Here is a 20,157-nt window from a genome sequence, read left to right on the forward strand (position 1 = left end):
GTCCCGAAACGCGACAATCTTCGCCGGATCAACGGTGATTGCGATGTTGAGTACTATTCGATCGGACCAGGCGGACAACGACACGGGCATGGCCCTGGTGCCGCTGCTACCGGTGTTGCAATGGGTCAACAAGGCCCCGCTGCCCCGCCCCGATCCGAGCTTCGTCACCCAGCTGATCGCCAACGCCGAGCACCTGCCCCAGACCGGCAGGCTCCGCCGCGCCTCCTCCGAGGACGCGCAGGTGGCTTATGGCAGCAAGCGCCCGCTCGGAAGCGTCAGCGCGCGCACGCGGCAGGTGGCTTGAGATCAATCAGCGCGGCGTGTCAGGCGACGACGGCGTGCCGTTGCCCGGCTGCAGATGCGGCGAGGGGATTTCCGGCGAGGGCGGGCTCAAGGGCTTCGGCGCCGGATGATCCATCAGCACGGATTCGGCGACCGATTGCGCCGTGGGCGCGGGCGGCATCACCGGCGCTTGCGGCGCGGGCACCGGCTCGAACTTGGGTTCGGGCGCGACATCCTCCATCGGTGCCTCGGCCTGGCGCTTGGCCTTGCGCGGCGCCGGCACTGTCGTCTCGGCGACATAGGTGACGCGGCGGCGCGTGCGCTGGGCGATACCGCCGAGGAAATCGGCCATCGCGAGCAGCACCAGCAGGAAATAAGTCGAGTTGCCGAATTTGGGCCACATCACGAATTCGGCCGCAGCCGCGCCGAACACGATCAGCGACAGCAGATGATCCATCAGGAATTTCGAGCCGGGCCGCGCGCCTTTGACCACCTCAAGCAGCAGCAACACGATACCGAGCGCAAGCATCAGATCGGCAAGCGTGACCGGCCAGGTCTCGCCCGTGATCATCGGCACCTTGAACAGCACGTCCGTAAAGGACACGCTCGGCATCAGGAAGGCGATGATGTTGTAGACCGCGAGCGGAATCAGGAGCAGCGGGAAACCGACCATCGGCGAAATGCCTTCTCGATCAAGATATCCGGACAGAACAATGCAGCGGCGAAGCATTGGCTCCGCCGCCGTCACTGTCATATCTCATGGGTTGGCCGAAATCAGGCAGGTCACGTCATCCTGATTGAGGATAACTCCGCCCGAAGAAGAGTCCTGCCTCAGGACTCTTTCTTCTTCAGGACCTGACGGCCCTTGTACATGCCGGTCTTGAGGTCGAGATGGTGCGGACGACGGAGCTCACCGGAGTCCTTGTCTTCCACATAGGTCGGCTTCTTGATGGCGTCTGCCGAGCGGCGCATGCCACGACGCGACGGCGAGGTTTTTCTTCTCGGAACGGCCATTTCGCTATCCTCTAGGGATTGGTGTTTCAGGGCATCGTCCGCGAGGGACGGCTCAGCACCCGCAAAACGAGGCGAGCTGAATGCCGATCAAGGCCGCGCTTATAGAGGAAGGCCGGCCGTAAAGCTAGGCTCTTGGACCGGAAAATACGCCCGAATAGGGCCCGAAATCAGCGATTTTCGCGCCAACAGGTCGCAAGCGAGTTCGCCTGCGCCCTCGCCACATAGGTCCCGGCCAGCCGCCGGACGCCCGGGCCGGGGACCCTGGCGCTGCGCTTGACCGGATTTGGCAGGATCGAGGCCAAAAGCGCCGCCTCCCGGGGGGAGAGGCTGGCGGCCGATTTGCCAAAGGCATAGGCGCTGGCCGCCTCCACCCCGAACTGTCCCTGGGGCCCGAGCTCGGCGATGTTGAGGTAAATCTCCAGGATCCGCGGCTTGGGCAGGACGAAGTCGATCCACAGCGCCAGCGGGAATTCCAGGCCTTTGCGGACAAAATCCCGCCCCTGCCAGAGGAACAGGTTTTTGGCCACCTGCTGGGTGATGGTGGAGGCGCCCCGGAACGGCGTACCGTCTTCCTTGGCGTCATCGATGGCCTCGCGCAGCGCCCCCCAATCGATGCCGTGGTGCTTGCAGAAATGGGCGTCCTCCGCCGCCACCACCGCGCGCGGCAGGTAGGGCGACATCGCCGCCAGATCGATCCATTCCCGCTGCATCGGCGCACCGCGAAGCGAGCGCCAGGCCATCAGTGTCGAAACCGGATGGCCGGTGCGGTAGAACGGGGCGATCACATAGGGCGCGAGAATGACGACCGCGAGCGCTACCAGCAGGATTTTAACGATGCGCAAATCGACCTTTCCGGCGCGAAATGAAACGTGGCCGCGAATCCCGCCATTAAGTCTGTGATAATTCGGGCCTTTTCCAGCACTTTTTAGGCCTTCCAAACGATTGACTGAGGCGGGCTCATAAAGGATTGTCCCGCCGAATTTTAGTTCTGGAGCCTTTCTTGATGACCGGCACGTCCCCGTCCGATTTCGCCAAACGTCTGGACAAGACCGCTGATGACACCGAAGCCCTGCTCGGGCGCCTCCTGGCGGACGACATCCTGCACGATGAGATCGCCCGTCCCAAGCGACTGATGGACGCAATGCGCTATTCGAGCCTGAACGGCGGCAAGCGTCTGCGGCCGTTCCTGGTGGTCGAGAGTGCGGCCGTGTTCGGCGTGTCGCGCGAAGCCGCGCTGCTCGCGGGTGCCGCGCTCGAATGCATCCACTGCTACTCGCTGATCCACGACGACCTGCCGGCGATGGACAATTCGGACCTGCGCCGCGGCCGCCCCACCCTGCACAAGAAGACCGACGACGCGACCGCGATCCTCGCCGGCGACGGCCTGTTGACGCTCGCCTTCGACATCATCACCCGCGACGAAATTCACCGCGACGCCAATGTGCGCCTCCTGCTGACGCGCGCGCTGGCACGCTGCGCCGGCATCGGCGGCATGGTCGGCGGCCAGATTCTCGATCTCGCCGGCGAAGGCCGCTTTGGCGGCAACGAGCCGATCGATGTCGCCCGTATTCAGCAGATGAAGACCGGCGCGCTGCTGCGCTACGGCTGCATCGCCGGCGCGATCCTCGGCCAAGCCTCGCAGAAAGAATATCAGGCGCTCGACGATTACGGCCGCGCGCTCGGCGAAGCCTTCCAGATCGCCGACGATCTGCTCGACGTCGAAGGCGATGCGGCCGCGCTCGGCAAGCCGGCCGGCGCCGATGCCGCGCTCGGCAAGACCACCTTCGTCACCCAGCTCGGCATCGAAGGCGCCAAGCAGCGCGTGCGCGACCTGCTCGCGCGCGCCGACAGCGCAGTCTCGATTTTCGGCGACCGTGCCGCCGTGCTGCAAGCCGCCGCGCGCTTCGTGGCCGAGCGCAAAAATTGATGATCTTCACCTCTCCCCGCCTGCGAGGAGAGGTCGATATTCAAGCGCAGCTTGAATATCGGGTGAGGGGGAGCCTCCGCGAATCCAGCTCTCACCGTCCTTGCGGAGACTCCCCCTCACCCCAACCCTCTCCCCGCAGGCGGGGCGAGGGAGCAGACCGCCGCTGCGGCGACAACGAGAGCTGAGCGAGAGGGCTGGAGCCGCCATGGCCACTGACAAAGAGGATCCCGTCCTCGCCCGCTTCCGCCAAATGTCGCGGCCGATGCGGCTGATCTATGCGCGGCCGCGAACCTTCATCTCGCTCGGTATCGGCATCCTCGTGTGCCTGCTTGTGCCGGGCTCACCCCGGCTGACGACACGGCTTGTGCTGGGCTGGGATGCGCTGATCGCAGTCTACCTCGTGCTGGTCTACAGCATGATGCTTTGCAACGACCATCAGCACATCCGCCGCAGCGCCGCGATGCAGGACGACGGCCGCTTCGTGATCCTGCTGGTAACGGCGATCGGTGCGTTTGCCAGCATCGCCGCGATCGTCGCCGAGCTCGGTACCCATCGCGGTGCTGCGGAGCTGACGATCGCGATCACCACCATCGCATTGTCCTGGGCCGCCGTGCACACCACCTTCGCGCTGCATTACGCCCATGAATATTACCGCCACCCGCCGGGCGGCTTGCAATTCCCGAGCGGCGATAAGGAAGACCACGCCGACTATTGGGACTTCGTCTACTTCTCGTTCGTGATCGGCATGACCGCACAGGTCTCCGACGTCGGCATCACCGACAAGATCATCCGCCGTACCGCCACCGCGCACGGTATCGTCTCGTTTATCTACAACACGGCCTTGCTGGCCTTGACGGTGAACATCGCAGCGAGCGCGATTTCGAACTGAATTCGTCCCGGCCCCGTGCAATTGCGCGCAGAAAGCCGGGACGATCCAACAATGTCAGTAACACACCTCGGCGTTGGCATCGTTGCCGGGACCGCCACCGCCGCGATATTCGAGATGACAGCCGCGGTTGACCGGACGGCAGCCGCCGTTATTGCAGAAGACCTGCCCGCCACCTGAGGAACGACCCGCGCCGGCTGCGGCGCCGCCGAGGCCACCCGCCGCCCCCATCTGCGGACGCTGCCGCGCCGGACGGTCCTCGCTGTCGTCGCGCCGCGAGGTCGCGGGCTTCGACGGCGCGGGCTTGGCGGCGCGCTTCTTCTCGCATTCGTTGTCGTCGTTCAGCGCATAGCCGTCGCCGCACACGATTTTGGTGCACTTGTCGCCGTCGGCCTTGAAGCCGTGCTCACAGACCAGCGGGCAGACACGTGACGGCTTGGCCTTGACCGTATCGAGCGCGTCGGTGCTCGCCACCTTCACGTCGAGCTTGGTGCCGGCATAGCGGTTGAACTGCGACAGCGACCGCTGCGAGGACGTATTCCAGTTGCCGTCGGCCTGACCTGAGAAGCAGCCGACGCGGCCGAGCTCGGTCTGCACCGAGCGGCTGAGATCAGCCGGCGTGGTCGCCGGCGTCAGCGAAGCGACGTTGGTGCCGGCCGGGCTCGCCGTGCTGGCCGGCGCGGCGCTCGGGGCTGCGGCGGCGAGGTTGACGCGCTGCTGCTCGGCGGCTGCCGCCTGCTGCTGCGCCTGCTCCTTGGCCTTCTGCGCGGCCAGCTGCGCCTGCTCGGCCGCCTTCGCATCGGCCGCGGCCTTGGCCTGCGCATCCTTCTGCGCGCCGAGGGCAGCAAGACGATCGCGCTCGGCCTCGGCCTGCTTGGCCTTCTCGGTCGCCGCCGCATGGGCCTGCTCGGCGCCGATCTTTTCGAGCTGAAGCTTGGCAAGGCTCGCATAGAAACCGTCAGGGTGCTGGGCGAGGAAGGCATCCCATGCCGCCCTATTGCCGACCTGGAGTGCGAGCTCATAGTCGCGTCGGATGTCGGCCTGCGGGTTCACCAAAGGCACCGCCGTTGCTGCGGCCATCGCCCTGACCGGCACCAGCGGGACGTCCTCGCCGCCGAGCGAGCCATACACGAACGGCTCCTGCTTGTTACCGGTCGATTTGAGCACGTCGTCACGCACGAAGCCGAAGGCACGGCGGACATCGAGGCCCGGCGTCGTCAGGTGCTTCGACAGCGCGACCGTAAAGGGGCTGTTGGCGCCGTCGCCGTCCTGCGCCGTGAAACCGGCCTTGGCCGAATAGGCGATCAGCGTGTTGGGGCTGGTCGGCTCGACCTGGGCGAGGCCGCGGCCGATACCGCGCGAGGCCACCGTGCGCTTCATGGTCTTGCCGAACGGATTGTCGCGGCAGGCATCCAGGATCACCAGGCGAAGCTGCTTGGCGGGCTCGACGGCGACCAGAATGCGGTCGAGCGAGAGCGCTTCGTCGTAGACGTCGGTGTCGCGCTCGAGCTTGGCGTCGACAGGGATCAGATAGTTGGAGCCTTCGACCTCGATGCCGTGGCCGGCATAGTAGACCAGGGCGATGTCGGCATCCCGCGTCGCATCCGCGAAATCGCGCAGCACACGCCGCGTGTCCAGCGCGGACAGATCGTGCCGGGAATCGACGATGTCGAAACCGGCATCCTTCAGCGTCTTCGCCATCACCGACCCGTCGTTGACGGGGTTGGTGAGCGACGGCGCGTGCTGATAGGCCGAATTGGCCAGCACCAGCGCCACGCGCTTGCCGGCGAAAGCTGGCCCGGCGCCAAACAGCAGCGCGACAGCGAGGAGAAGCGGACAAAATCTGAGCAGGTTGCGCATGACACGACTTCCAAAAATTCAGGGCGTTCAGGCCCCTTTGGGACCGCTTTAGCAGGGTCGACCGCCGGCGCTTGTGATGGACGTCACGAAGGCGGCGCCGACGCCAAGCCGTAAGACCCTCCATATTTATATTTGTCGCACCAGCGCGGTCAGGGTTCGCCGACAAGGGCGCGCGGGCCGGGTTCCCCTAGGCATCCCCGATATGCCCCCGATATTGCGGCAGATTGTCCGTAATCTCGTACCAGGGCGCCTTCGAGCCCACGAAAATATGGGCGCTCGGCCGGATCGAGGGGGCATCGACCAGGGTTCCCATGGCGACATGGACCCATTTTCCCTCGCGCACCCGAGAATAGAGCAGCGAACCGCAGCGGGCACAGTGGGCGTCATGGGTGGTGTCGTCCCCGTAGATGATGCGCTGGTCCCCGCCATGGACGATGCGGAGCTTGTCCTGCGTGATCCCGGCGAACGGCTTGAAGGCGGAGCCGGTGGTGCGGCGGCAGTTCGAGCAGTGGCAGTTCATCGCATAGGAGAACGCGTCCGCGACCTCATAGCGCACAGCGCGGCAATAGCATTCGCCGGTGAGAATACGAGCGTTCGAATTTTCTGATCCGGTCATGATGGCGCCTTCGCGCAAATGGCTGACACACCCATAGCGCATTTTGGTGTCTACGACTAAGTTCGCCCCAAGCCATCATTCAAAGGGATGACCCATGAGCCAGAACCGTTCGAGCGTCGAAGCCGTCGTGCAATCCTATTTCGACGGACTCTACGAGGGCGACGCCGAAAAGCTTGGCGCCATCTTCCATCCTTCCGCCGATCTGCGCTGGGTCGAAAAGGGTGAGCTTCAGGTGTTGACCGTGCCCGATTGGCTCGACCGCGTGCGCAAGCGCCCCTCCGGCAAGGCCGAAGGCAAGCCGCGCGAGGATTTCATCGTCACTATCGACCGCTCCGACGACAAGACCGCCTTCATCAAGGTCCGGTGCCAGCTGCCGCCACGCTTCTTCACCGACTATCTGGTGGCGATGAAGCTCGCCGACGGCTGGCAGATCGTGTCGAAATCGTATCGGTATGACCTGAGGGAGTGAGAGGCGACGCTGCCGCTGCCCGAAATCGGGCGCACTCGTCCCCCATTCTCCGTCATTGCGAGCGTAGCGAAGCAATCCAGAATCTCTCCGCGGAGACAGACTGGATTGCTTCGCTGCGCTCGCAATGACGACGCGGATAGCGCGTACGTTATATCCCTCCCCACCCCGTCTCGCCCGAAGTAACCCCATGCATCTCGACCGCCGCTCCCTGCTCGCCTCGTTCTGCTGGATGGCCGCCTCTCCCGCGCTCGCTGCGGACGCACCGCCAGAACTCGAAACATACGAGCGCGAGACCGGCGGGCGGATCGGGGTCTATGCCGAAAACTTCGCGACCGGCGCGAAGATCGCCTGGCGGGCTGACGAGCGGTTCGTCATGTGCTCGACATTCAAGGCCTCGCTTGCCGCCTGCGTGCTGGCGCGGGTCGATCGCGGCGAAGAACAGCTTGCAGCCGTGATCCCTTACGACAAGGCCGATTTGCTCGACTACGCACCGGTTGCCAAACAGAATCTCGCGGCCGGCAAGCTGTCGGTTGGCGAGATGTGCAAGGCCATCGTCGAACTCAGCGACAACACCTGCGCCAATTTGCTGCTGGCGCGGATCGGCGGCCCCGCCGCACTCACCGCATTCTGGCGCACGCTTGGCGATGCCACCTCGCGCCTCGACCACAACGAGCCCGAGCTCAACCGCTCGCCGCCCGGCGATCCCCGGGACACCACGACCCCGGTGGCGATGGCCGGCAATCTGAAGCGGCTGGTGACCGGCGAGGCGCTGTCGCCGGCCTCGCGCGCCCAGCTCACCGACTGGATGGTCGGCTGCAAGACGGGTGCGAACCGGCTGCGCGGCGGCCTGCCGGCGAGCTGGACCATCGGCGACAAGACCGGCAACAACGGCAAGGACGCATCGGGAGATATCGCGGTCGTCTGGCCCAAACCGGATACGCCGATCCTGATCGCGGCTTACACCCAGGGCGGCACACCGAGCGCCGCGCAGATCGAAGCCGTGTTTGCACGGATCGGACGCATGGTCACCGAACGGCTGGCGTAAGGCCGTCGCATTGACCTCATGTTGACCTCTTGGCTGCTTCCGGGTGAAGACAGGCCATGATCGCAGCGAAATTCCAGACCTTTCTCATCCTGCTTGCGGTGCTGGCAGGCACCGCGCTCGCCGCTCGCCGCTTCAACGTCGCCCCAGCCATTCTGCTGATGCTGGCCGGCGTCGGCCTTGCCTTCGTACCGGGCATGCCGCCGGTGGAACTGCCACCGGAGCTGGTGCTGCTGATGGTGCTGCCGCCGCTGATCTACTCGGCCAGCGTCGCCATGAGCTGGCGCCAGTTCAGGAACAATTTGCGCCCGATCGTGCTGCTGGCGGTCGGCGCGGTGATCTTCACCGCGGCACTGGTGGCGGCCGCCACGCACTATCTGATCGGCCTGCCCTGGACCATTGGCTTCCTGCTGGGCGCGATCGTCGCGCCGCCCGACGTGGTAGCACCGCTCGCGATCGCGCGCCGGCTGAACCTGCCGCGCCGGATCCTGGTTGTGCTCGAAGGCGAGGGGCTCGCCAATGACGCCACCGCGCTGATCCTCTACCGTTTCGCGCTCGCCGCGATCACGGTCGGCCATTTCTCGCTGCCGATGGCGGCGGGGGAATTCGCCCTCATCGTCGCCGGCGAGATCGCCTTCGGCATCGGCGTCGGCTGGCTCTCCCTGCGCCTCCGCAAATGGGCGAGGGATCAGCAAGTCGAGCTCACGCTGTCGCTGATCACGCCTTACGTCTCCTACTGGCTGCCCGAGCATGTCGGCGGCTCCGGCGTGATCGCCACCGTCGCCTGCGGCCTCTATGTGAGCTGGAACGGCCCACTGCTCATCTCTGCCGCGACGCGCCTGCAAGGCATCTTCTTCTGGGACCTCATCATCTACCTGATCGAGGGCCTGCTGTTCCTCCTCACCGGCTTCCAGATGCGCGCGCTCTACGAGAAATCGAAGACGTTTCCGCTCGACGACATCATGATCGCCACCGCCGTCGTCATGATCGTCATCGTCCTCGCACGCTTTGCCTGGCTCTATCCTGCGATCTATCTGCCGCGAATCCTCAGCAAATCGCTACGCAAGCGCGATCCGTCACCGCCTTGGCAGTGGGCGTTCACGCTTGCCTTCACCGGCGTGCGTGGCGCGGTGTCGCTCGCCGCCGCGCTGGCGCTGCCGTTCACGCTGCCTGATGGCGATGCCTTCCCGTATCGCGACCTGATCCTGTTCGTCGCCTTCGGCGTCATCTTCATCACGCTGATCGGCGTCGGCCTGACACTGCCGCCGGTGGTTCGCTGGCTCGGCATCGCCGAAGCCGGCCGCAACGAGCATGTCGCCGAACACGAGGCCGAGATCGCCGCACGGCGCCAGGCGCTCAACGCCGCGCTGAAGTCGCTCGACGCGCTGACCGGGAAGAAGGACGTCTCCGACGAGGTGATGCGGCTCCTGCGCGCGCGCCACGAGATCCGTGCCAACCAGCTTCCGGACTCGCTCGATCCCGCCCATCACGACGTCTCCGCCGCAGGCACCGCACTGACCCGCGAGCTGATCGGCGCCGAACGCAAATTCATCCACAACCTCCTGCGCGACGGCCAGATAACGGACGAGACGCGGCGGCGGATCGAGCGGGACCTGGATCTGGAGGAAGCCAGCCTTGCTAATCGGGAGTATCAGGGGGGGCCACTGTAGCTCCTCGTCATTGAAGCGGCGGGGCAATCTACCGCCTCGCGCAAAACTCCCCCATCGCCGTCGCGACGGCCCCCGCGATCACGTCCTGCCGCTCCGGCGAGTTCATCGCCATTTCCTCATCGCGGTTGATGATCGAGCCCGCCTCGAGCAATACGGCCGCGCTTCGCGTCTGCGACAGCACGACGAGCCCATCATAGCGGTAGACACCGACATCCTTGTCGAGCAGCTGGCGCCGGTAGCGGCCCATCAACGGGAGAGTATATTGGCTGGCATAGTGCAAGCCCTGCTCTTTCAACTGCCGGCCGATCATCCGGGCCAGCATCAGGCTGGTGGTGAAGTGCGGATTGCGTTCGGACACGAACAGCGAATGGCCTGAGAAGCGGTCGCTGAAATAGCTCGGCGCGCCGTCGAATTCCCAGGTCTCCAGCAGCTTGTCCGGCACCGAATCGTGATGGACCGACAAGAACAGATCGGCCCGGCCGTCATTCGCGGCACTGACGCGTTTGACCAGGCTCGGCCGCGCCTTGCCGTCGGTGACGAGCAGGCGGGTTGCAGCAAAACCTTCGGATTTGAGTTTCGCCGTGATGAGCCTTGCGAGATGGAGGTTGAAGCCGAATTCCGGATCGTTGCGCGCGCTCAAGGCGCCGTAGGAGTCCGGGGTATGCCCGACATCCACGACGATCCTGAATTTTGGCATCTCACATCTGCCCAATGTCGCCGGTGGCTTCGGTCTGGACTTCGGTTTGGGCTTGGGTTCGGCCCTTGCGCTCGCTCGCTTGGCTGCGGCTTCGCCTGCGTCAACCGGCGCAAGCGACGATAGCAGGATCGACGCGACGAGCGATGCAACGAGGCCCGAGATGATGCTGCGCGATTGCCCCAAGCGCTACTCCGCTGCCGCGACCTTGGGACGGCCGACGAAGCCTGCGACATCGCCGAAACGTTCCAGCATCACCGCGGGGAGGTCCTTGGTCTTGCTGGTGACGCAGGCGCCCGAACGCACCGCATAGCGATCCTGATGCGCGGCCTGGGGCGGCGGCTCGCCCTGCTGGAGCGCGCGGGCCAGCTCCATCACGACCTTCCGGAAGTGCATGATGCCGATATCGGTCGGCCCGAGATGCTCGCGGGTGCGGTCGGCGATCGGCCCCTGGCTGTCCTGCACGGCGGCGTCCTGCTCGGAGACCCCCTTGATGCCGGTGTAGCTCCTGGTCTTCTGGAGCCTGCGGTCGATCAGGTAGTCATTGCCCTTGTGGCGCAGCGGCACGTAATTGTCGTCGACCTCCGCGATCACGCCGTTGCCGCGGTCGAAGGCGTCGCGCTCGGCTTGCGCCAGCGGCCGCTCCGGATTCCAGACATAGGTGTAGATCCAGCAATTGGTGTCGGTGACAGGCACGAAGGTCTGGCCAAAGACGTTCTCGCCCGGCATCGCACTCGGCGCGTAGGCGTGGAACGGCATCAGGAACTGCGCGATCCGCCAGTAGATGTTGTCGCCGCCGGTGAGCCGGCCGCCGGCAATCGTCAATCCCGCTTCGTGCGGACTAACCTTGATCACGGGACGCGGATCTTCCGCGATCCAGCGCATGTGGTCGTTATTCATGCGCACGAGCGGATTCACAAAATGCTTCTTGATGTCGAGGATCTCGTTCTCCTCCTTGTCGAAGGAGAGATGGGCGAAGGTGAAATGTGCGGTGTCGATCGAGCCCTCCAGCGCCTGCACCCAATTGCAGTCCTGCCATTTCTTGCTGACGTAGCGATGCGAGGCCGGCAGCAGCGCCATTTCAAGATCGGGCAGCTCGGGCATGGCCTCGGCGGGCCCCATATAGGCCCAGATCATCTCACCCCATTCACGCGCCGGGTAGGACTTGATGCGGATCAGGTCCTTGGCGTTGAGGTCTGGGTACGAGGTCGGCATGTCGACACACCGGCCGTCAGCGTCGAACTTCCAGCCATGATAGACGCAGCGGATGCCGCATTCCTCAACGCGCCCGAGCCAGAGATTGGCGCCCCGGTGCGGGCAATACTGGTCGATGATTCCGACGGCGCCTCTGCTGTCCCGGAAGGCGAGCAGCTCTTCGCCGAGCACGACGATCTTCCTGGGCTCGCCGTCGGGTTCAGGCAGTTCTTCGGACAGCAACACCGGGATCCAGAAGCGGCGCAACAATTCGCCCATTCCCGTTCCGGGGCCGGATTCGGTCAGGAATTTGTTGTCCTCGGCGCGGAGCATGAAAAATCCTCCCGATTTGTTTTTTGGGAAGATTGGCGCGGGCGCGCGAGGACGTCAACGCAAGAAGCGGGGACTAAACCGGCCGCTCCCCCTTCACCGTCACCCGCGTGCCCGACCGCGTATGCGGCCAGTAGTCCCACATCGCGCGGTGCTGGGTGCAGCGATTATCCCAGAAGGCGATGGCGTTTTCGGTCCAGCGGAAGCGGCACTGGAACAGCGGATTCTCGGCGTGCTGGTAGAGATAGGCGAGCATCGCGTCGCTCTCGTCGCGTGGGACACCGTTGATGTGGCGGGTGAAGCCGCGATTGACGTAGAGCGCCTTCCGCCCCGTGACCGGATGCGTGCGCACGACGGGATGCTCGGCGTTCGGATAGGAGGGACGGTCGGCAACGCCGTAGTTTGCATAGAGGCCGCGATAGATCGGCTCGCCGTCATGCAGCGCGGTGAGCCCGTCGAGATAGGTCTTCATGCGGTCCGACAGCGCCTCATAGGCGGCGTACATATTGGCGAACAGCGTGTCGCCGCCGCGCGGCGGGCACTGCTTGATGTAGAGGATCGAGCCCATCGGCGGCTCGAGATCACAGGACACGTCGGAGTGCCAGCCTTCGCCGTTGGCGCGCGGGGAGTTCTTGTCGGCATAGATCTTCATCAGCGCCGGGTCTTCGTCCTCATGCGGCGCGGCAGGATGGAAATGCAGCTCGCCGAACTTGCGGCCGAAGGCGAGTTGCTGTTTCGGCGTGATCTCCTGGTCGCGGAAGAAGATGACGAGGTTCTCGGCGAGCGCGCGATGGATCTCGTCCATCTGCTGGTTGGAGCGGGCATCGCCCTCGACAAGCTTGCCGATATCGACGCCGGATATTTCCGCACCGATGATGGGGGTGAGCTTTTCGACCGCGATGGTTTCGTAAGCCGCGCCGTCTTCCGCCGTGTGGCGATAGCGCGGACCCTGCTTGCCGGCGAGTGAGCTCATGGCGTGTCTCCCGATGGTTATTCGTTGGGGGCTATCCTAGGCTTTGCAAGAACAGACGCAACGGGCATCCACAAACACTTCTTGACACACTTATAAATCTTTAATAGTGTTTTGAAGTGTTGGAGTTTTGTCATGGGCAAGTATGAGCGGCTTGGTGAATTTCTGAAGTCCCAACGGGCCAAAGAGGTGCCGATGACCTTTGCCGAAATCGAGCGGATCATCGGAAGCAAGCTCCCCCCTAACTCACCTCAATATCCGGCTTGGTGGAGCAACAACCCGACCAACAACGTCATGACCAAGGTCTGGCTAGCCGCCGGCTTTCGTACCGAGCAGGTCGATACGAAGGCTCGCAGGATCGTGTTTCGGCGGGTTGAACCGAGTCCCGCCGAACCGCCGCCCTCGCGCGCTAAGAAGCTTGGCCGCCATCCGCTGTTTGGTGCGCTCAAAGGGTTGGCTCATATCCCGCCGGGCGTGGATTTGACGCAGCCGGCGGATCCCGATTGGGGCAAGGTCTATGAGTGAACCCGCACCGCTTCTGCTCGATACTCATGCGGCGATCTGGATTGTCGAGGACAAGCCCATCGCCTCGGAGGCGAAGGAAGCGATCGAGGCCGCCTATCGCGCGGGAGCTACGGTTTTCGTATCCGCAATTACGGCGTGGGAAATCGGTTTGCTCGTTGCACGCAACCGGTTGGGCCTTTCCACAAGACCAGAACTCTGGTTTCAGCGGCTGTTGGCCGTCGAGGGAATACGGCTTGCCGAACTCACGCCCGACATCCTGATCGCATCGTCATTCTTGCCGGGCGAGCCGCCGCGCGACCCCGCGGATCGAATCATCATTGCAACCGCTCGCGATCTTGCCGCGAGCGTGATTACACGGGACGGTCTGCTGCTGAGATATGGCGAAACAGGTCAGGTCAGCACGATCCCATGCTGACCTGAAGAACTACTCCGCCGCGGTCACCGGCACCTTGGCGCCCTGGCCGTAGCGCTGGTCGATATAGTCGATCACCAGTGCCTTGAAGTCGGCGGAGATGGTCGGGCCGCGCAGCGTGCGGAACTTCTTGCCGTCAACGAAAACAGGCGCCGCCGGCGCTTCGCCGGTGCCGGGCAGCGAGATGCCGATATTGGCGTGCTTGGATTCGCCGGGGCCGTTGACGATGCAGCCCATCACAGCGACGTTGAGCTCTTCGACACCAGGATATTTGGTCTTCCAGCCCGGCATCTCGTCGCGGATGAACTCCTGGATCGAGCTGGCCAGTTCCTGGAACGTGGTCGAGGTGGTGCGGCCGCAGCCGGGGCAGGCCGCAACCAGCGGCACGAAGGTACGGAAGCCCATCGTCTGCAGCAACTCCTGGCCGACCTGCACCTCGCGGGTGCGGTCGCCGCCGGGCTCCGGCGTCAGCGAGATGCGGATGGTGTCGCCGATGCCCTGCTGCAGCAGGATGCCGAGCGCGGCCGAGGACGCCACGATGCCCTTTGTGCCCATGCCGGCTTCGGTCAGGCCGAGATGGATGGCGTAGTCCGAGCGGCTGGCGAGATCCTGGTAGACGGCGATCAGATCCTGTACCGCCGAGACCTTGGCCGACAGGATGATGCGGTTCTTCGGCATGCCGAGCTCTTCGGCGCGCGCGGCCGAGAGCAGCGCGGACTGCACCATGGCCTCACGCGTCACCGCGCGCACGTCGCGCGGATTGGCGGAGGCGGCGTTCTCGTCCATCAGCTTGGTCAGCAGCTCCTGGTCGAGCGAGCCCCAATTGGCGCCGATGCGGACCGGCTTGTTGTTCTTGTTCGCGATCTCGATGATGTCGGCGAACTGGGTGTCGCGCTTGTCCTTGAAGCCGACATTGCCGGGATTGATGCGATATTTCGCGAGCGCCTCGGCGCAGGCCGGATAGGCCGCGAGCAGCTTGTGGCCGATATAATGGAAGTCGCCGATCAGGGGCGTGGTGATGCCGCGCTTGGCGAGGCCATCGCGGATGTGCGGAACGGCGGCGGCAGCCTCCTCGCGGTCCACGGTGATGCGAACCATTTCGGAGCCGGCGCGCGCGAGCGCTGCGACCTGGGCGATGGTGCCGTCGATATCGGCGGTGTCGGTGTTGGTCATCGACTGCACGACGATCGGCGCACCGCCGCCGACGGCGACGTCGCCGACCTTCACCTGGGTGGTCCGATGCCGGGGCGCCGGGCCCGCGATGTCTGAATCGATGGTGTTTTCGAGCTTGTTCATGGGGTCCAAATATCAGGTTTTGGTGACGTTCAGCAATGCATCACGGGGCGCCGCGGCCGTTTGGCTGGGACGGTTAACCAGAAAAAGCCCAGCAATTACAAGGACCGCCGCGGCCCCGAATGTCAGGCTCAGGGTCTCGTGCAGGATGAAATAGCTACCCACCACGCCAAACAAAGGGGTGATGAAGGTAAAAGCGGACAATTTGCTGGCCGAATAGGCCTTCACCAGCGCGAACCAAAGCGTGAACGTGGTTCCCACCACCCAGATCGCCTGGAAGGCCACCAATGCGATGGATTGCGGCGACGGCGTGTGGGGAATGGTCTCGCCGAACAGCCAGGCGGCCAACCCCAGGATCGGGATCGAGGTCGCAACCTGATAGCCCAGCGCCTTCTCGGGCGCGATGAAGCGCAGCCTCGTGCTCTTGGCGACCAGCGTGGTGGCGGCCCACAGCACAGCACCGCCGACGATCATGAGGTCGCCGAGCAGCACCTTGGCATCGACATCGGGCTGCGGCACGCCGATCGCGAGCGCGACGCCGGCAAAGCTCACCGCGAGCCCCAGCCATTGCGTACCGCCCAGCCGCTCGCCGAGCACCTGGTAGGAGCCGAGCGCGACGAAGAACGGCGCGGTGTAGAGGAACACCACGGCCCGGGACGCCGGTGTGAAGCGGAGGCCCTGGTAGATCAGCACGAACTCGATGCCGAACATCAGGCCTGCGATCAGGCCGACCTTCCACGTGCCGTCACGCTCGAAAAATTTGACGCCACGTAACGTGCCGATGAGGAACAGCACCGGCAGCGCGCCGATCGAGCGGAACGTGGCCTGGAGCATCGGCGGAATCTCCAGCAGCACCAGCTTCACCGCGATCTGGTTGAACGCCCAGGTCAGGCACAGCATGAGCATCAGCGCGATGGCGCCGGCACCGAGGGGACGCGCGGCGGATTGGTTGATTTGAGGTGAGGACATTTCTTCCCGAATACCGGCTTTACGCCGTTGTTACCTTATGCAGCTTTCTGACAATGGGTGCAGATGCCCGTGATCTCCACCACGGACAGCTTGGGGGCAAAGCCCGAGCTGCGCGCCGCAGCGTTGAGATCCCCGGCGAAGGACGCCGACGGTATCTCGCCGACCAGACCGCAGCGCTCGCAGATCAGGAACGCCACGGCGGACGTGGAATCGTGATCGTGGGCGGCGCAGGCAAGATAGGCGTTGCGGCTTTCGATGCGGTGCACGAGGCCGTTGGCCATCAAAAAATCGAGAGCACGGTAGACCGTGATCGGCGCCGGGCGCGACATCGACTTGGCGAGTTCGTCGATCACCTCATAAGCGCCGAGCGGGCGGTGGCTGGAGAGCAGCGCCCCCAGTACATGGCGGCGAATCGGCGTGAATTTCTGAGCGCGCTGCTCGCAAACGGCTTCCGCATGTGCCAGCGCGTCCGCGGTGCAGCGGCCGTGATCGTGATCGGGGGTCGGAAATGCAGGCGTTGCGAGGGTCATGCGGCCGCCTTCTAGCATTTCAGCCGGGGAACCCAAAGCACGACCGGCGCTGCGGCTGCCAGCCATGCTCATCCCGCGGGACAGCATCCCATTTACCTGCCATGAAATAATCATAAGCTTGCTTATTATATTCAAGCTCATTGGAGACAAAGCTTATGACCCGCGGGTCTGTCGATCAGAACTTCCTGTTCACGCTCGGCGAGCTCTACCGCATGCTCCGCGTCTATGCCGACAAGGAGGCCTCGCGGTTCGGCATCACCCGCGCGCAATGGGCGGTGCTGGCCAAGGTCGAGCGCAGCGAGGGCATGAAACAGTCGGAACTCGCCGAGCTTCTGGAGATGCAGCCGATCACGCTGACGCGGCTGATCGACAAGCTCTGCGACAGCGACTGGATCGAGCGCCGCAGCGACGCCTCGGACCGCCGCGTCAAGCGCCTGTATCTGAAGAAGGCCGGCCGCACACTGCTCGGCAAGATGAGCGGCCTGAAGTCGGAGCTGACGGCGAACGCGCTCGACGGCATCAATCCGGCGGACGCCCACCGTCTCCTCACCCAACTCGAAACAATCAAGGAAAACGTGCGTAACGCGATCCAGGCCTCTGGAGCGGAACAAGCGCGTAAGGAGCAGCGCTATGGCTGATCAGGTTCTCAAGTTCCAGCCCGAGCAGAAGATCGACAGCGGCAAGCCCACCAAGAAAGCCGGCACCGATCCGCGCCGCCGCTTCGTAGCCGGCCTGCGCCGCTATCGCCGCTTCCTGCTGATGGTCGTGCTGCCTGTGGTCGTCGCCATCGGCGGCGTCACCTTCTATCTCAATGGCGGCCGCTATGTCGGCACCGACGATGCCTATGTCGGCGCGCAGAAGGTGCTGGTGACCCCTGACATCTCCGGCAAGATCGAGAAGGTCGTCGTGAGGGAAGGCCAGCTCGTCAAGCAGGGCGACGAGCTGTTCGAGATCGACCCCGTGCCGTTCCGCCTCGCGGTGGACGAGGCCAAAGCGCAGGTCATGCAGGCGCAGTCGACCTATGACAACCTCCGCGCCAACATCAAGATCTACGGCGACATGCTCAACCTCGCCCAGCAGGGCGTCGACCTGAAGCAGCGCGACGTCGAGCGCAAGCAGGCGCTGGTGAAGAACAGTTTTGGCTCGCAGCTCGACCTCGACAACGCGGCGAACGCGCTGGTGACATCAGGTTCGATCGCACAGTACGTCAAGCAGCAGATCTCGACGGCCAAGACGCAACTGCTCGGCGACACCGACCTGCCGCTGGAGAAATTCCCGGCTTACGCGCAGGCCAAGTCCAAGCTCGACAACGCCGAGCGCAATCTCGATCACGCCGTGGTGCGCGCGCCGATGGGCGGCGTCGCGACGCAGGTCGAGCAGATCCAGCTCGGCCGCTACGTGGCGGCGGGCACGGCGGTGTTCTCGATCGTCGATGTCGCGCATCCCTGGGTCGATGCCAATCCGAAGGAGAGCGACCTCACCTACGTCACCGAAGGTCAGGCCGTCACGCTCGAGGTCGACGCGTTCCCGAACCACGTCTTCAAGGGCAAGATCGGTTCGCTCTCACCCGGCACCGGCGCGCAATTCGCGATCCTGCCGCCGCAGAACGCCACCGGCAATTTCGTCAAGGTGGTGCAGCGCGTGCCGATCCGCATCTATTTCGACGAGACCGACAAATATGTGAGGAAGCTGAAGGCCGGCATGAGCGTCTATGCCACCATCGACACCGGCCACACGCGCTCGCTCGCCGGCCTGCTCGGCCTGTCGGCGACCGCCGGTCAGGACAAGGACTGATCCTATGGCGGAGTCCAACCCCGCCCTGATGGTCCCGGGCCTGCGCCGGAACATGGTGACGATCTGCGCCATGACCGCGACCATCATGCAGGCGCTGGACACCACCATCGCCAACGTCGCGCTGCCCTACATGCAGGGCACGCTGTCGGCCTCGCAGGACCAGATCAACTGGGTGCTGACCTCCTACATCGTTGCCGCCGCGATCATGACGGCGCCGGTCGGCTGGATCTCCAACCGCTTCGGCCGCAAGCGTATCTTCGTCATCTGCGCGGCCGGCTTCACCTTCGCTTCCGTGCTGTGCGGTCTGGCACAGGACATCAACCAGATGGTGCTGTTCCGCCTGCTGCAAGGCGTGTTCGGCGCGGCACTGGTGCCGCTGTCGCAGTCGGTGATGCTCGACTATTACACGCTGCAGGAACGCGCCAAGGCGATGTCGATCTGGGGCATGGGCGTGATGATGGGCCCGATCATGGGCCCCTCACTCGGCGCCTGGTTGACCGAGACCTATTCCTGGCACTGGGTGTTCTTCGTCAATCTGCCGTTCGGCGCGATCACGGTGCTCGGGCTGATCGTCTTCATGGATGAGACCGAGAAGAACCTCAGCCTCAAATTCGACTGGTTCGGCTTCGGCGCGCTGGCGATCGGGATCGGCGCGCTCCAGCTCGCGCTCGACCGCGGCGAGCAGCTCGACTGGTTCGAGTCGGTCGAGATCGTGACCGAGTTCGTCATCTCCGGCATCGCCTTCTATTATTTCTTCGCCCACTCGTTCACGACGTCGCGGCCGTTCATCCAGTTCGCACTGTTCAAAGACCGCAACTTCCTCACCGGCTGCATCTTCATGACGGTGATGGGGCTCGTGCTGTACTCGACCATGGCGCTGGCCTCACCCTACCTTCAGAACGTCATCGGCTATCCCATCATCACCGCCGGCGGCCTGCTTGCGAGCCGCGGCTTCGGCACCTTCTTCGCCATGATGATGGTCGGCCGCATCATGCGCTGGATCGAAGCGCGCACGCTGATCATCTCCGGCCTGACGCTGACCGCGGCGTCGCTGTTCCAGATGACCGGCTGGACCGACCAGACCCAGGTGCCAGAGATCGTCATCGTCAGCGTGATCCAGGGCTTTGGCTTCGGCCTCGTCTTCGTGCCGCTGTCGACGGTGGCGTTCCTGACGCTGCCGAACCATCTGCGCACCGACGGCACCTCGATGCTGACGCTCTTGCGCAACGTTGCAAGCTCAGTCGGCATCTCCATCGTCATCGCCGAGCTGACCCAGGGTACGCGCAAGACTTACGCGATCCTGTCCGAGCACATCAACCCGTTCAACCACGCCCTGCAGATGCCCGACGTGCGCGGCATCATCAACCTCACCACCGACGCCGGCCGCGCCATGGCCGACCGGATGGTCAGCGTGCAGGCGCAAATCATCGCGTTCGCGCATGACTATATGCTGGTGATGGTCTTCATCCTCTGCACCATCCCGCTCGCTTTGATGATCGGTTCGACCAAGGCCACGCTGCGCAAGCAGGCGGCCGGGCCGGAGCACGCGGTGATGGAGTAGATATCGGTCTCGTGCCCCGGACGCAGTGCAGCGCTCCTTCAGCGGTGCACTGCAGAGCCGGGGCCCACGTTCCGCGGCAAACTGGGTCCCGGTTCTGCGGCGCAGCGTTACACGCTGCA

General features: G+C 64.3%; 22 protein-coding genes. 11 read left to right on the forward strand and 11 right to left on the reverse strand.

Features of this window, described 5'->3' with window-relative positions; translation table 11 throughout:
* The first annotated feature begins 43 nt into the window (after positions 1–43).
* A complete protein-coding gene (locus tag AC1RR3_RS17540; protein WP_492824368.1) occupies positions 44–304 on the forward strand; it encodes a hypothetical protein in 261 nt (86 codons plus the stop codon).
* A 6-nt stretch (positions 305–310) separates the two neighbouring features.
* Here the strand turns inward: AC1RR3_RS17540 and AC1RR3_RS17545 are convergent, their stop codons facing one another.
* From AC1RR3_RS17545 to mtgA, 3 genes are all read right to left on the reverse strand, one after another.
* On the reverse strand, positions 311–955 hold the full coding sequence (locus AC1RR3_RS17545) for a hypothetical protein (RefSeq protein ID WP_492824369.1): 645 nt from the start codon (positions 953–955) through the stop codon (positions 311–313).
* A 158-nt stretch (positions 956–1,113) separates the two neighbouring features.
* Positions 1,114–1,296, reverse strand: coding sequence for a 50S ribosomal protein L32 (gene rpmF, locus AC1RR3_RS17550; protein WP_007598106.1), 183 nt, complete (start codon positions 1,294–1,296; stop codon positions 1,114–1,116).
* A 167-nt stretch (positions 1,297–1,463) separates the two neighbouring features.
* Positions 1,464–2,138, reverse strand: coding sequence for a monofunctional biosynthetic peptidoglycan transglycosylase (gene mtgA / locus AC1RR3_RS17555; RefSeq protein ID WP_492824370.1), 675 nt, complete (start codon positions 2,136–2,138; stop codon positions 1,464–1,466).
* A gap of 161 nt (positions 2,139–2,299) precedes the next feature.
* Between mtgA and AC1RR3_RS17560 the strand changes: the two genes are divergently transcribed.
* A complete protein-coding gene (locus AC1RR3_RS17560; protein WP_492824371.1) occupies positions 2,300–3,223 on the forward strand; it encodes a polyprenyl synthetase family protein in 924 nt (307 codons plus the stop codon).
* A 205-nt stretch (positions 3,224–3,428) separates the two neighbouring features.
* Complete coding sequence (locus AC1RR3_RS17565) at positions 3,429–4,112, forward strand: DUF1345 domain-containing protein (RefSeq protein WP_492824372.1); 684 nt, start codon at positions 3,429–3,431, stop codon at positions 4,110–4,112.
* Between the two features lie 54 nt (positions 4,113–4,166).
* Here AC1RR3_RS17565 and AC1RR3_RS17570 read toward each other — a convergent pair whose 3' ends face one another.
* Together AC1RR3_RS17570 and AC1RR3_RS17575 are read right to left on the reverse strand one after the other, a co-directional pair.
* The gene (locus tag AC1RR3_RS17570) at positions 4,167–5,969 is read right to left on the reverse strand and encodes a caspase family protein (protein WP_492824373.1); all 1,803 of its coding nucleotides are present in this window, start codon (positions 5,967–5,969) and stop codon (positions 4,167–4,169) included.
* A gap of 187 nt (positions 5,970–6,156) precedes the next feature.
* Positions 6,157–6,585: a GFA family protein gene (locus AC1RR3_RS17575; RefSeq protein ID WP_492824374.1), complete on the reverse strand. Its 429-nt coding sequence runs from the start codon at positions 6,583–6,585 to the stop codon at positions 6,157–6,159.
* A 94-nt stretch (positions 6,586–6,679) separates the two neighbouring features.
* On the opposite strand from AC1RR3_RS17575, the gene AC1RR3_RS17580 reads away from it, so the two are divergent.
* From AC1RR3_RS17580 to AC1RR3_RS17590, 3 genes are all read left to right on the forward strand, one after another.
* Positions 6,680–7,054 (forward strand): nuclear transport factor 2 family protein, encoded by a 375-nt coding sequence (locus AC1RR3_RS17580; RefSeq protein ID WP_007598116.1) that lies wholly within the window; start codon positions 6,680–6,682, stop codon positions 7,052–7,054.
* 187 nt (positions 7,055–7,241) lie between these two features.
* Positions 7,242–8,099: a class A beta-lactamase gene (bla, locus tag AC1RR3_RS17585; protein ID WP_492824375.1), complete on the forward strand. Its 858-nt coding sequence runs from the start codon at positions 7,242–7,244 to the stop codon at positions 8,097–8,099.
* A 56-nt stretch (positions 8,100–8,155) separates the two neighbouring features.
* Positions 8,156–9,766, forward strand: a complete 1,611-nt coding sequence (locus AC1RR3_RS17590) for a Na+/H+ antiporter (protein ID WP_492824376.1) — start codon at positions 8,156–8,158, stop codon at positions 9,764–9,766.
* A gap of 28 nt (positions 9,767–9,794) precedes the next feature.
* Here the strand turns inward: AC1RR3_RS17590 and AC1RR3_RS17595 are convergent, their stop codons facing one another.
* The 3 genes from AC1RR3_RS17595 to AC1RR3_RS17605 form a co-directional block, all read right to left on the reverse strand.
* Positions 9,795–10,646, reverse strand: coding sequence for an N-acetylmuramoyl-L-alanine amidase (locus AC1RR3_RS17595; protein WP_492824377.1), 852 nt, complete (start codon positions 10,644–10,646; stop codon positions 9,795–9,797).
* A 3-nt stretch (positions 10,647–10,649) separates the two neighbouring features.
* Complete coding sequence (locus AC1RR3_RS17600; RefSeq protein WP_492824378.1) at positions 10,650–11,987, reverse strand: Rieske 2Fe-2S domain-containing protein; 1,338 nt, start codon at positions 11,985–11,987, stop codon at positions 10,650–10,652.
* Positions 11,988–12,060: 73 nt separating this feature from the next.
* Positions 12,061–12,957 (reverse strand): TauD/TfdA dioxygenase family protein, encoded by an 897-nt coding sequence (locus AC1RR3_RS17605; protein ID WP_492824379.1) that lies wholly within the window; start codon positions 12,955–12,957, stop codon positions 12,061–12,063.
* 132 nt (positions 12,958–13,089) lie between these two features.
* Here AC1RR3_RS17605 and AC1RR3_RS17610 point away from each other — a divergent pair, with 132 nt between their 5' ends.
* Together AC1RR3_RS17610 and AC1RR3_RS17615 are read left to right on the forward strand one after the other, a co-directional pair.
* The gene (locus AC1RR3_RS17610) at positions 13,090–13,479 is read left to right on the forward strand and encodes a DUF7662 domain-containing protein (RefSeq protein ID WP_492824380.1); all 390 of its coding nucleotides are present in this window, start codon (positions 13,090–13,092) and stop codon (positions 13,477–13,479) included.
* Positions 13,472–13,894, forward strand: coding sequence for a type II toxin-antitoxin system VapC family toxin (locus tag AC1RR3_RS17615; protein WP_492824381.1), 423 nt, complete (start codon positions 13,472–13,474; stop codon positions 13,892–13,894). Before AC1RR3_RS17610 ends, AC1RR3_RS17615 begins: the two co-directional genes overlap by 8 nt.
* A 9-nt stretch (positions 13,895–13,903) precedes the next feature.
* Here AC1RR3_RS17615 and ispG read toward each other — a convergent pair whose 3' ends face one another.
* The 3 genes from ispG to AC1RR3_RS17630 are packed head-to-tail and all read right to left on the reverse strand — an operon-like array spanning position 13,904 to position 16,683.
* Complete coding sequence (gene ispG, locus AC1RR3_RS17620; RefSeq protein WP_492824382.1) at positions 13,904–15,187, reverse strand: flavodoxin-dependent (E)-4-hydroxy-3-methylbut-2-enyl-diphosphate synthase; 1,284 nt, start codon at positions 15,185–15,187, stop codon at positions 13,904–13,906.
* Positions 15,188–15,199: 12 nt separating this feature from the next.
* Complete coding sequence (locus AC1RR3_RS17625; RefSeq protein WP_492824383.1) at positions 15,200–16,153, reverse strand: DMT family transporter; 954 nt, start codon at positions 16,151–16,153, stop codon at positions 15,200–15,202.
* 35 nt (positions 16,154–16,188) lie between these two features.
* Positions 16,189–16,683, reverse strand: a complete 495-nt coding sequence (locus tag AC1RR3_RS17630; RefSeq protein WP_492824733.1) for a Fur family transcriptional regulator — start codon at positions 16,681–16,683, stop codon at positions 16,189–16,191.
* 155 nt (positions 16,684–16,838) lie between these two features.
* Between AC1RR3_RS17630 and AC1RR3_RS17635 the strand changes: the two genes are divergently transcribed.
* From AC1RR3_RS17635 to AC1RR3_RS17645, 3 genes are read left to right on the forward strand one after another with little or no spacing between them, the layout of a single operon-like run.
* Positions 16,839–17,321: a MarR family winged helix-turn-helix transcriptional regulator gene (locus AC1RR3_RS17635; protein WP_492824384.1), complete on the forward strand. Its 483-nt coding sequence runs from the start codon at positions 16,839–16,841 to the stop codon at positions 17,319–17,321.
* Positions 17,314–18,477 (forward strand): HlyD family secretion protein, encoded by a 1,164-nt coding sequence (locus tag AC1RR3_RS17640; protein ID WP_492824385.1) that lies wholly within the window; start codon positions 17,314–17,316, stop codon positions 18,475–18,477. The genes AC1RR3_RS17635 and AC1RR3_RS17640 overlap by 8 nt, the downstream gene beginning before the upstream one ends.
* 4 nt (positions 18,478–18,481) lie before the next feature.
* On the forward strand, positions 18,482–20,038 hold the full coding sequence (locus AC1RR3_RS17645) for an MDR family MFS transporter (protein WP_492824386.1): 1,557 nt from the start codon (positions 18,482–18,484) through the stop codon (positions 20,036–20,038).
* Positions 20,039–20,157 lie beyond the last annotated feature (119 nt).

The sequence above is a fragment of the Bradyrhizobium sp. GW821-FHT13H05 genome, assembly GCF_058804065.1.

Excerpts from the sequence above, each read along its gene's own strand:
- AC1RR3_RS17540 (WP_492824368.1), top strand. The coding sequence starts at position 44 with ATGTTGAGTACTATTCGATCGGACCAGGCGGACAACGACACGGGCATG.
- AC1RR3_RS17545 (WP_492824369.1), bottom strand. The coding sequence starts at position 955 with ATGGTCGGTTTCCCGCTGCTCCTGATTCCGCTCGCGGTCTACAACATC.
- rpmF (WP_007598106.1), bottom strand. The coding sequence starts at position 1,296 with ATGGCCGTTCCGAGAAGAAAAACCTCGCCGTCGCGTCGTGGCATGCGC.
- AC1RR3_RS17560 (WP_492824371.1), top strand. The coding sequence starts at position 2,300 with ATGACCGGCACGTCCCCGTCCGATTTCGCCAAACGTCTGGACAAGACC.
- AC1RR3_RS17565 (WP_492824372.1), top strand. The coding sequence starts at position 3,429 with ATGGCCACTGACAAAGAGGATCCCGTCCTCGCCCGCTTCCGCCAAATG.
- AC1RR3_RS17570 (WP_492824373.1), bottom strand. The coding sequence starts at position 5,969 with ATGCGCAACCTGCTCAGATTTTGTCCGCTTCTCCTCGCTGTCGCGCTG.
- AC1RR3_RS17575 (WP_492824374.1), bottom strand. The coding sequence starts at position 6,585 with ATGACCGGATCAGAAAATTCGAACGCTCGTATTCTCACCGGCGAATGC.
- AC1RR3_RS17580 (WP_007598116.1), top strand. The coding sequence starts at position 6,680 with ATGAGCCAGAACCGTTCGAGCGTCGAAGCCGTCGTGCAATCCTATTTC.
- bla (WP_492824375.1), top strand. The coding sequence starts at position 7,242 with ATGCATCTCGACCGCCGCTCCCTGCTCGCCTCGTTCTGCTGGATGGCC.
- AC1RR3_RS17590 (WP_492824376.1), top strand. The coding sequence starts at position 8,156 with ATGATCGCAGCGAAATTCCAGACCTTTCTCATCCTGCTTGCGGTGCTG.
- AC1RR3_RS17600 (WP_492824378.1), bottom strand. The coding sequence starts at position 11,987 with ATGCTCCGCGCCGAGGACAACAAATTCCTGACCGAATCCGGCCCCGGA.
- AC1RR3_RS17605 (WP_492824379.1), bottom strand. The coding sequence starts at position 12,957 with ATGAGCTCACTCGCCGGCAAGCAGGGTCCGCGCTATCGCCACACGGCG.
- AC1RR3_RS17610 (WP_492824380.1), top strand. The coding sequence starts at position 13,090 with ATGGGCAAGTATGAGCGGCTTGGTGAATTTCTGAAGTCCCAACGGGCC.
- AC1RR3_RS17615 (WP_492824381.1), top strand. The coding sequence starts at position 13,472 with ATGAGTGAACCCGCACCGCTTCTGCTCGATACTCATGCGGCGATCTGG.
- ispG (WP_492824382.1), bottom strand. The coding sequence starts at position 15,187 with ATGAACAAGCTCGAAAACACCATCGATTCAGACATCGCGGGCCCGGCG.
- AC1RR3_RS17625 (WP_492824383.1), bottom strand. The coding sequence starts at position 16,153 with ATGTCCTCACCTCAAATCAACCAATCCGCCGCGCGTCCCCTCGGTGCC.
- AC1RR3_RS17630 (WP_492824733.1), bottom strand. The coding sequence starts at position 16,683 with ATGACCCTCGCAACGCCTGCATTTCCGACCCCCGATCACGATCACGGC.
- AC1RR3_RS17635 (WP_492824384.1), top strand. The coding sequence starts at position 16,839 with ATGACCCGCGGGTCTGTCGATCAGAACTTCCTGTTCACGCTCGGCGAG.
- AC1RR3_RS17640 (WP_492824385.1), top strand. The coding sequence starts at position 17,314 with ATGGCTGATCAGGTTCTCAAGTTCCAGCCCGAGCAGAAGATCGACAGC.
- AC1RR3_RS17645 (WP_492824386.1), top strand. The coding sequence starts at position 18,482 with ATGGCGGAGTCCAACCCCGCCCTGATGGTCCCGGGCCTGCGCCGGAAC.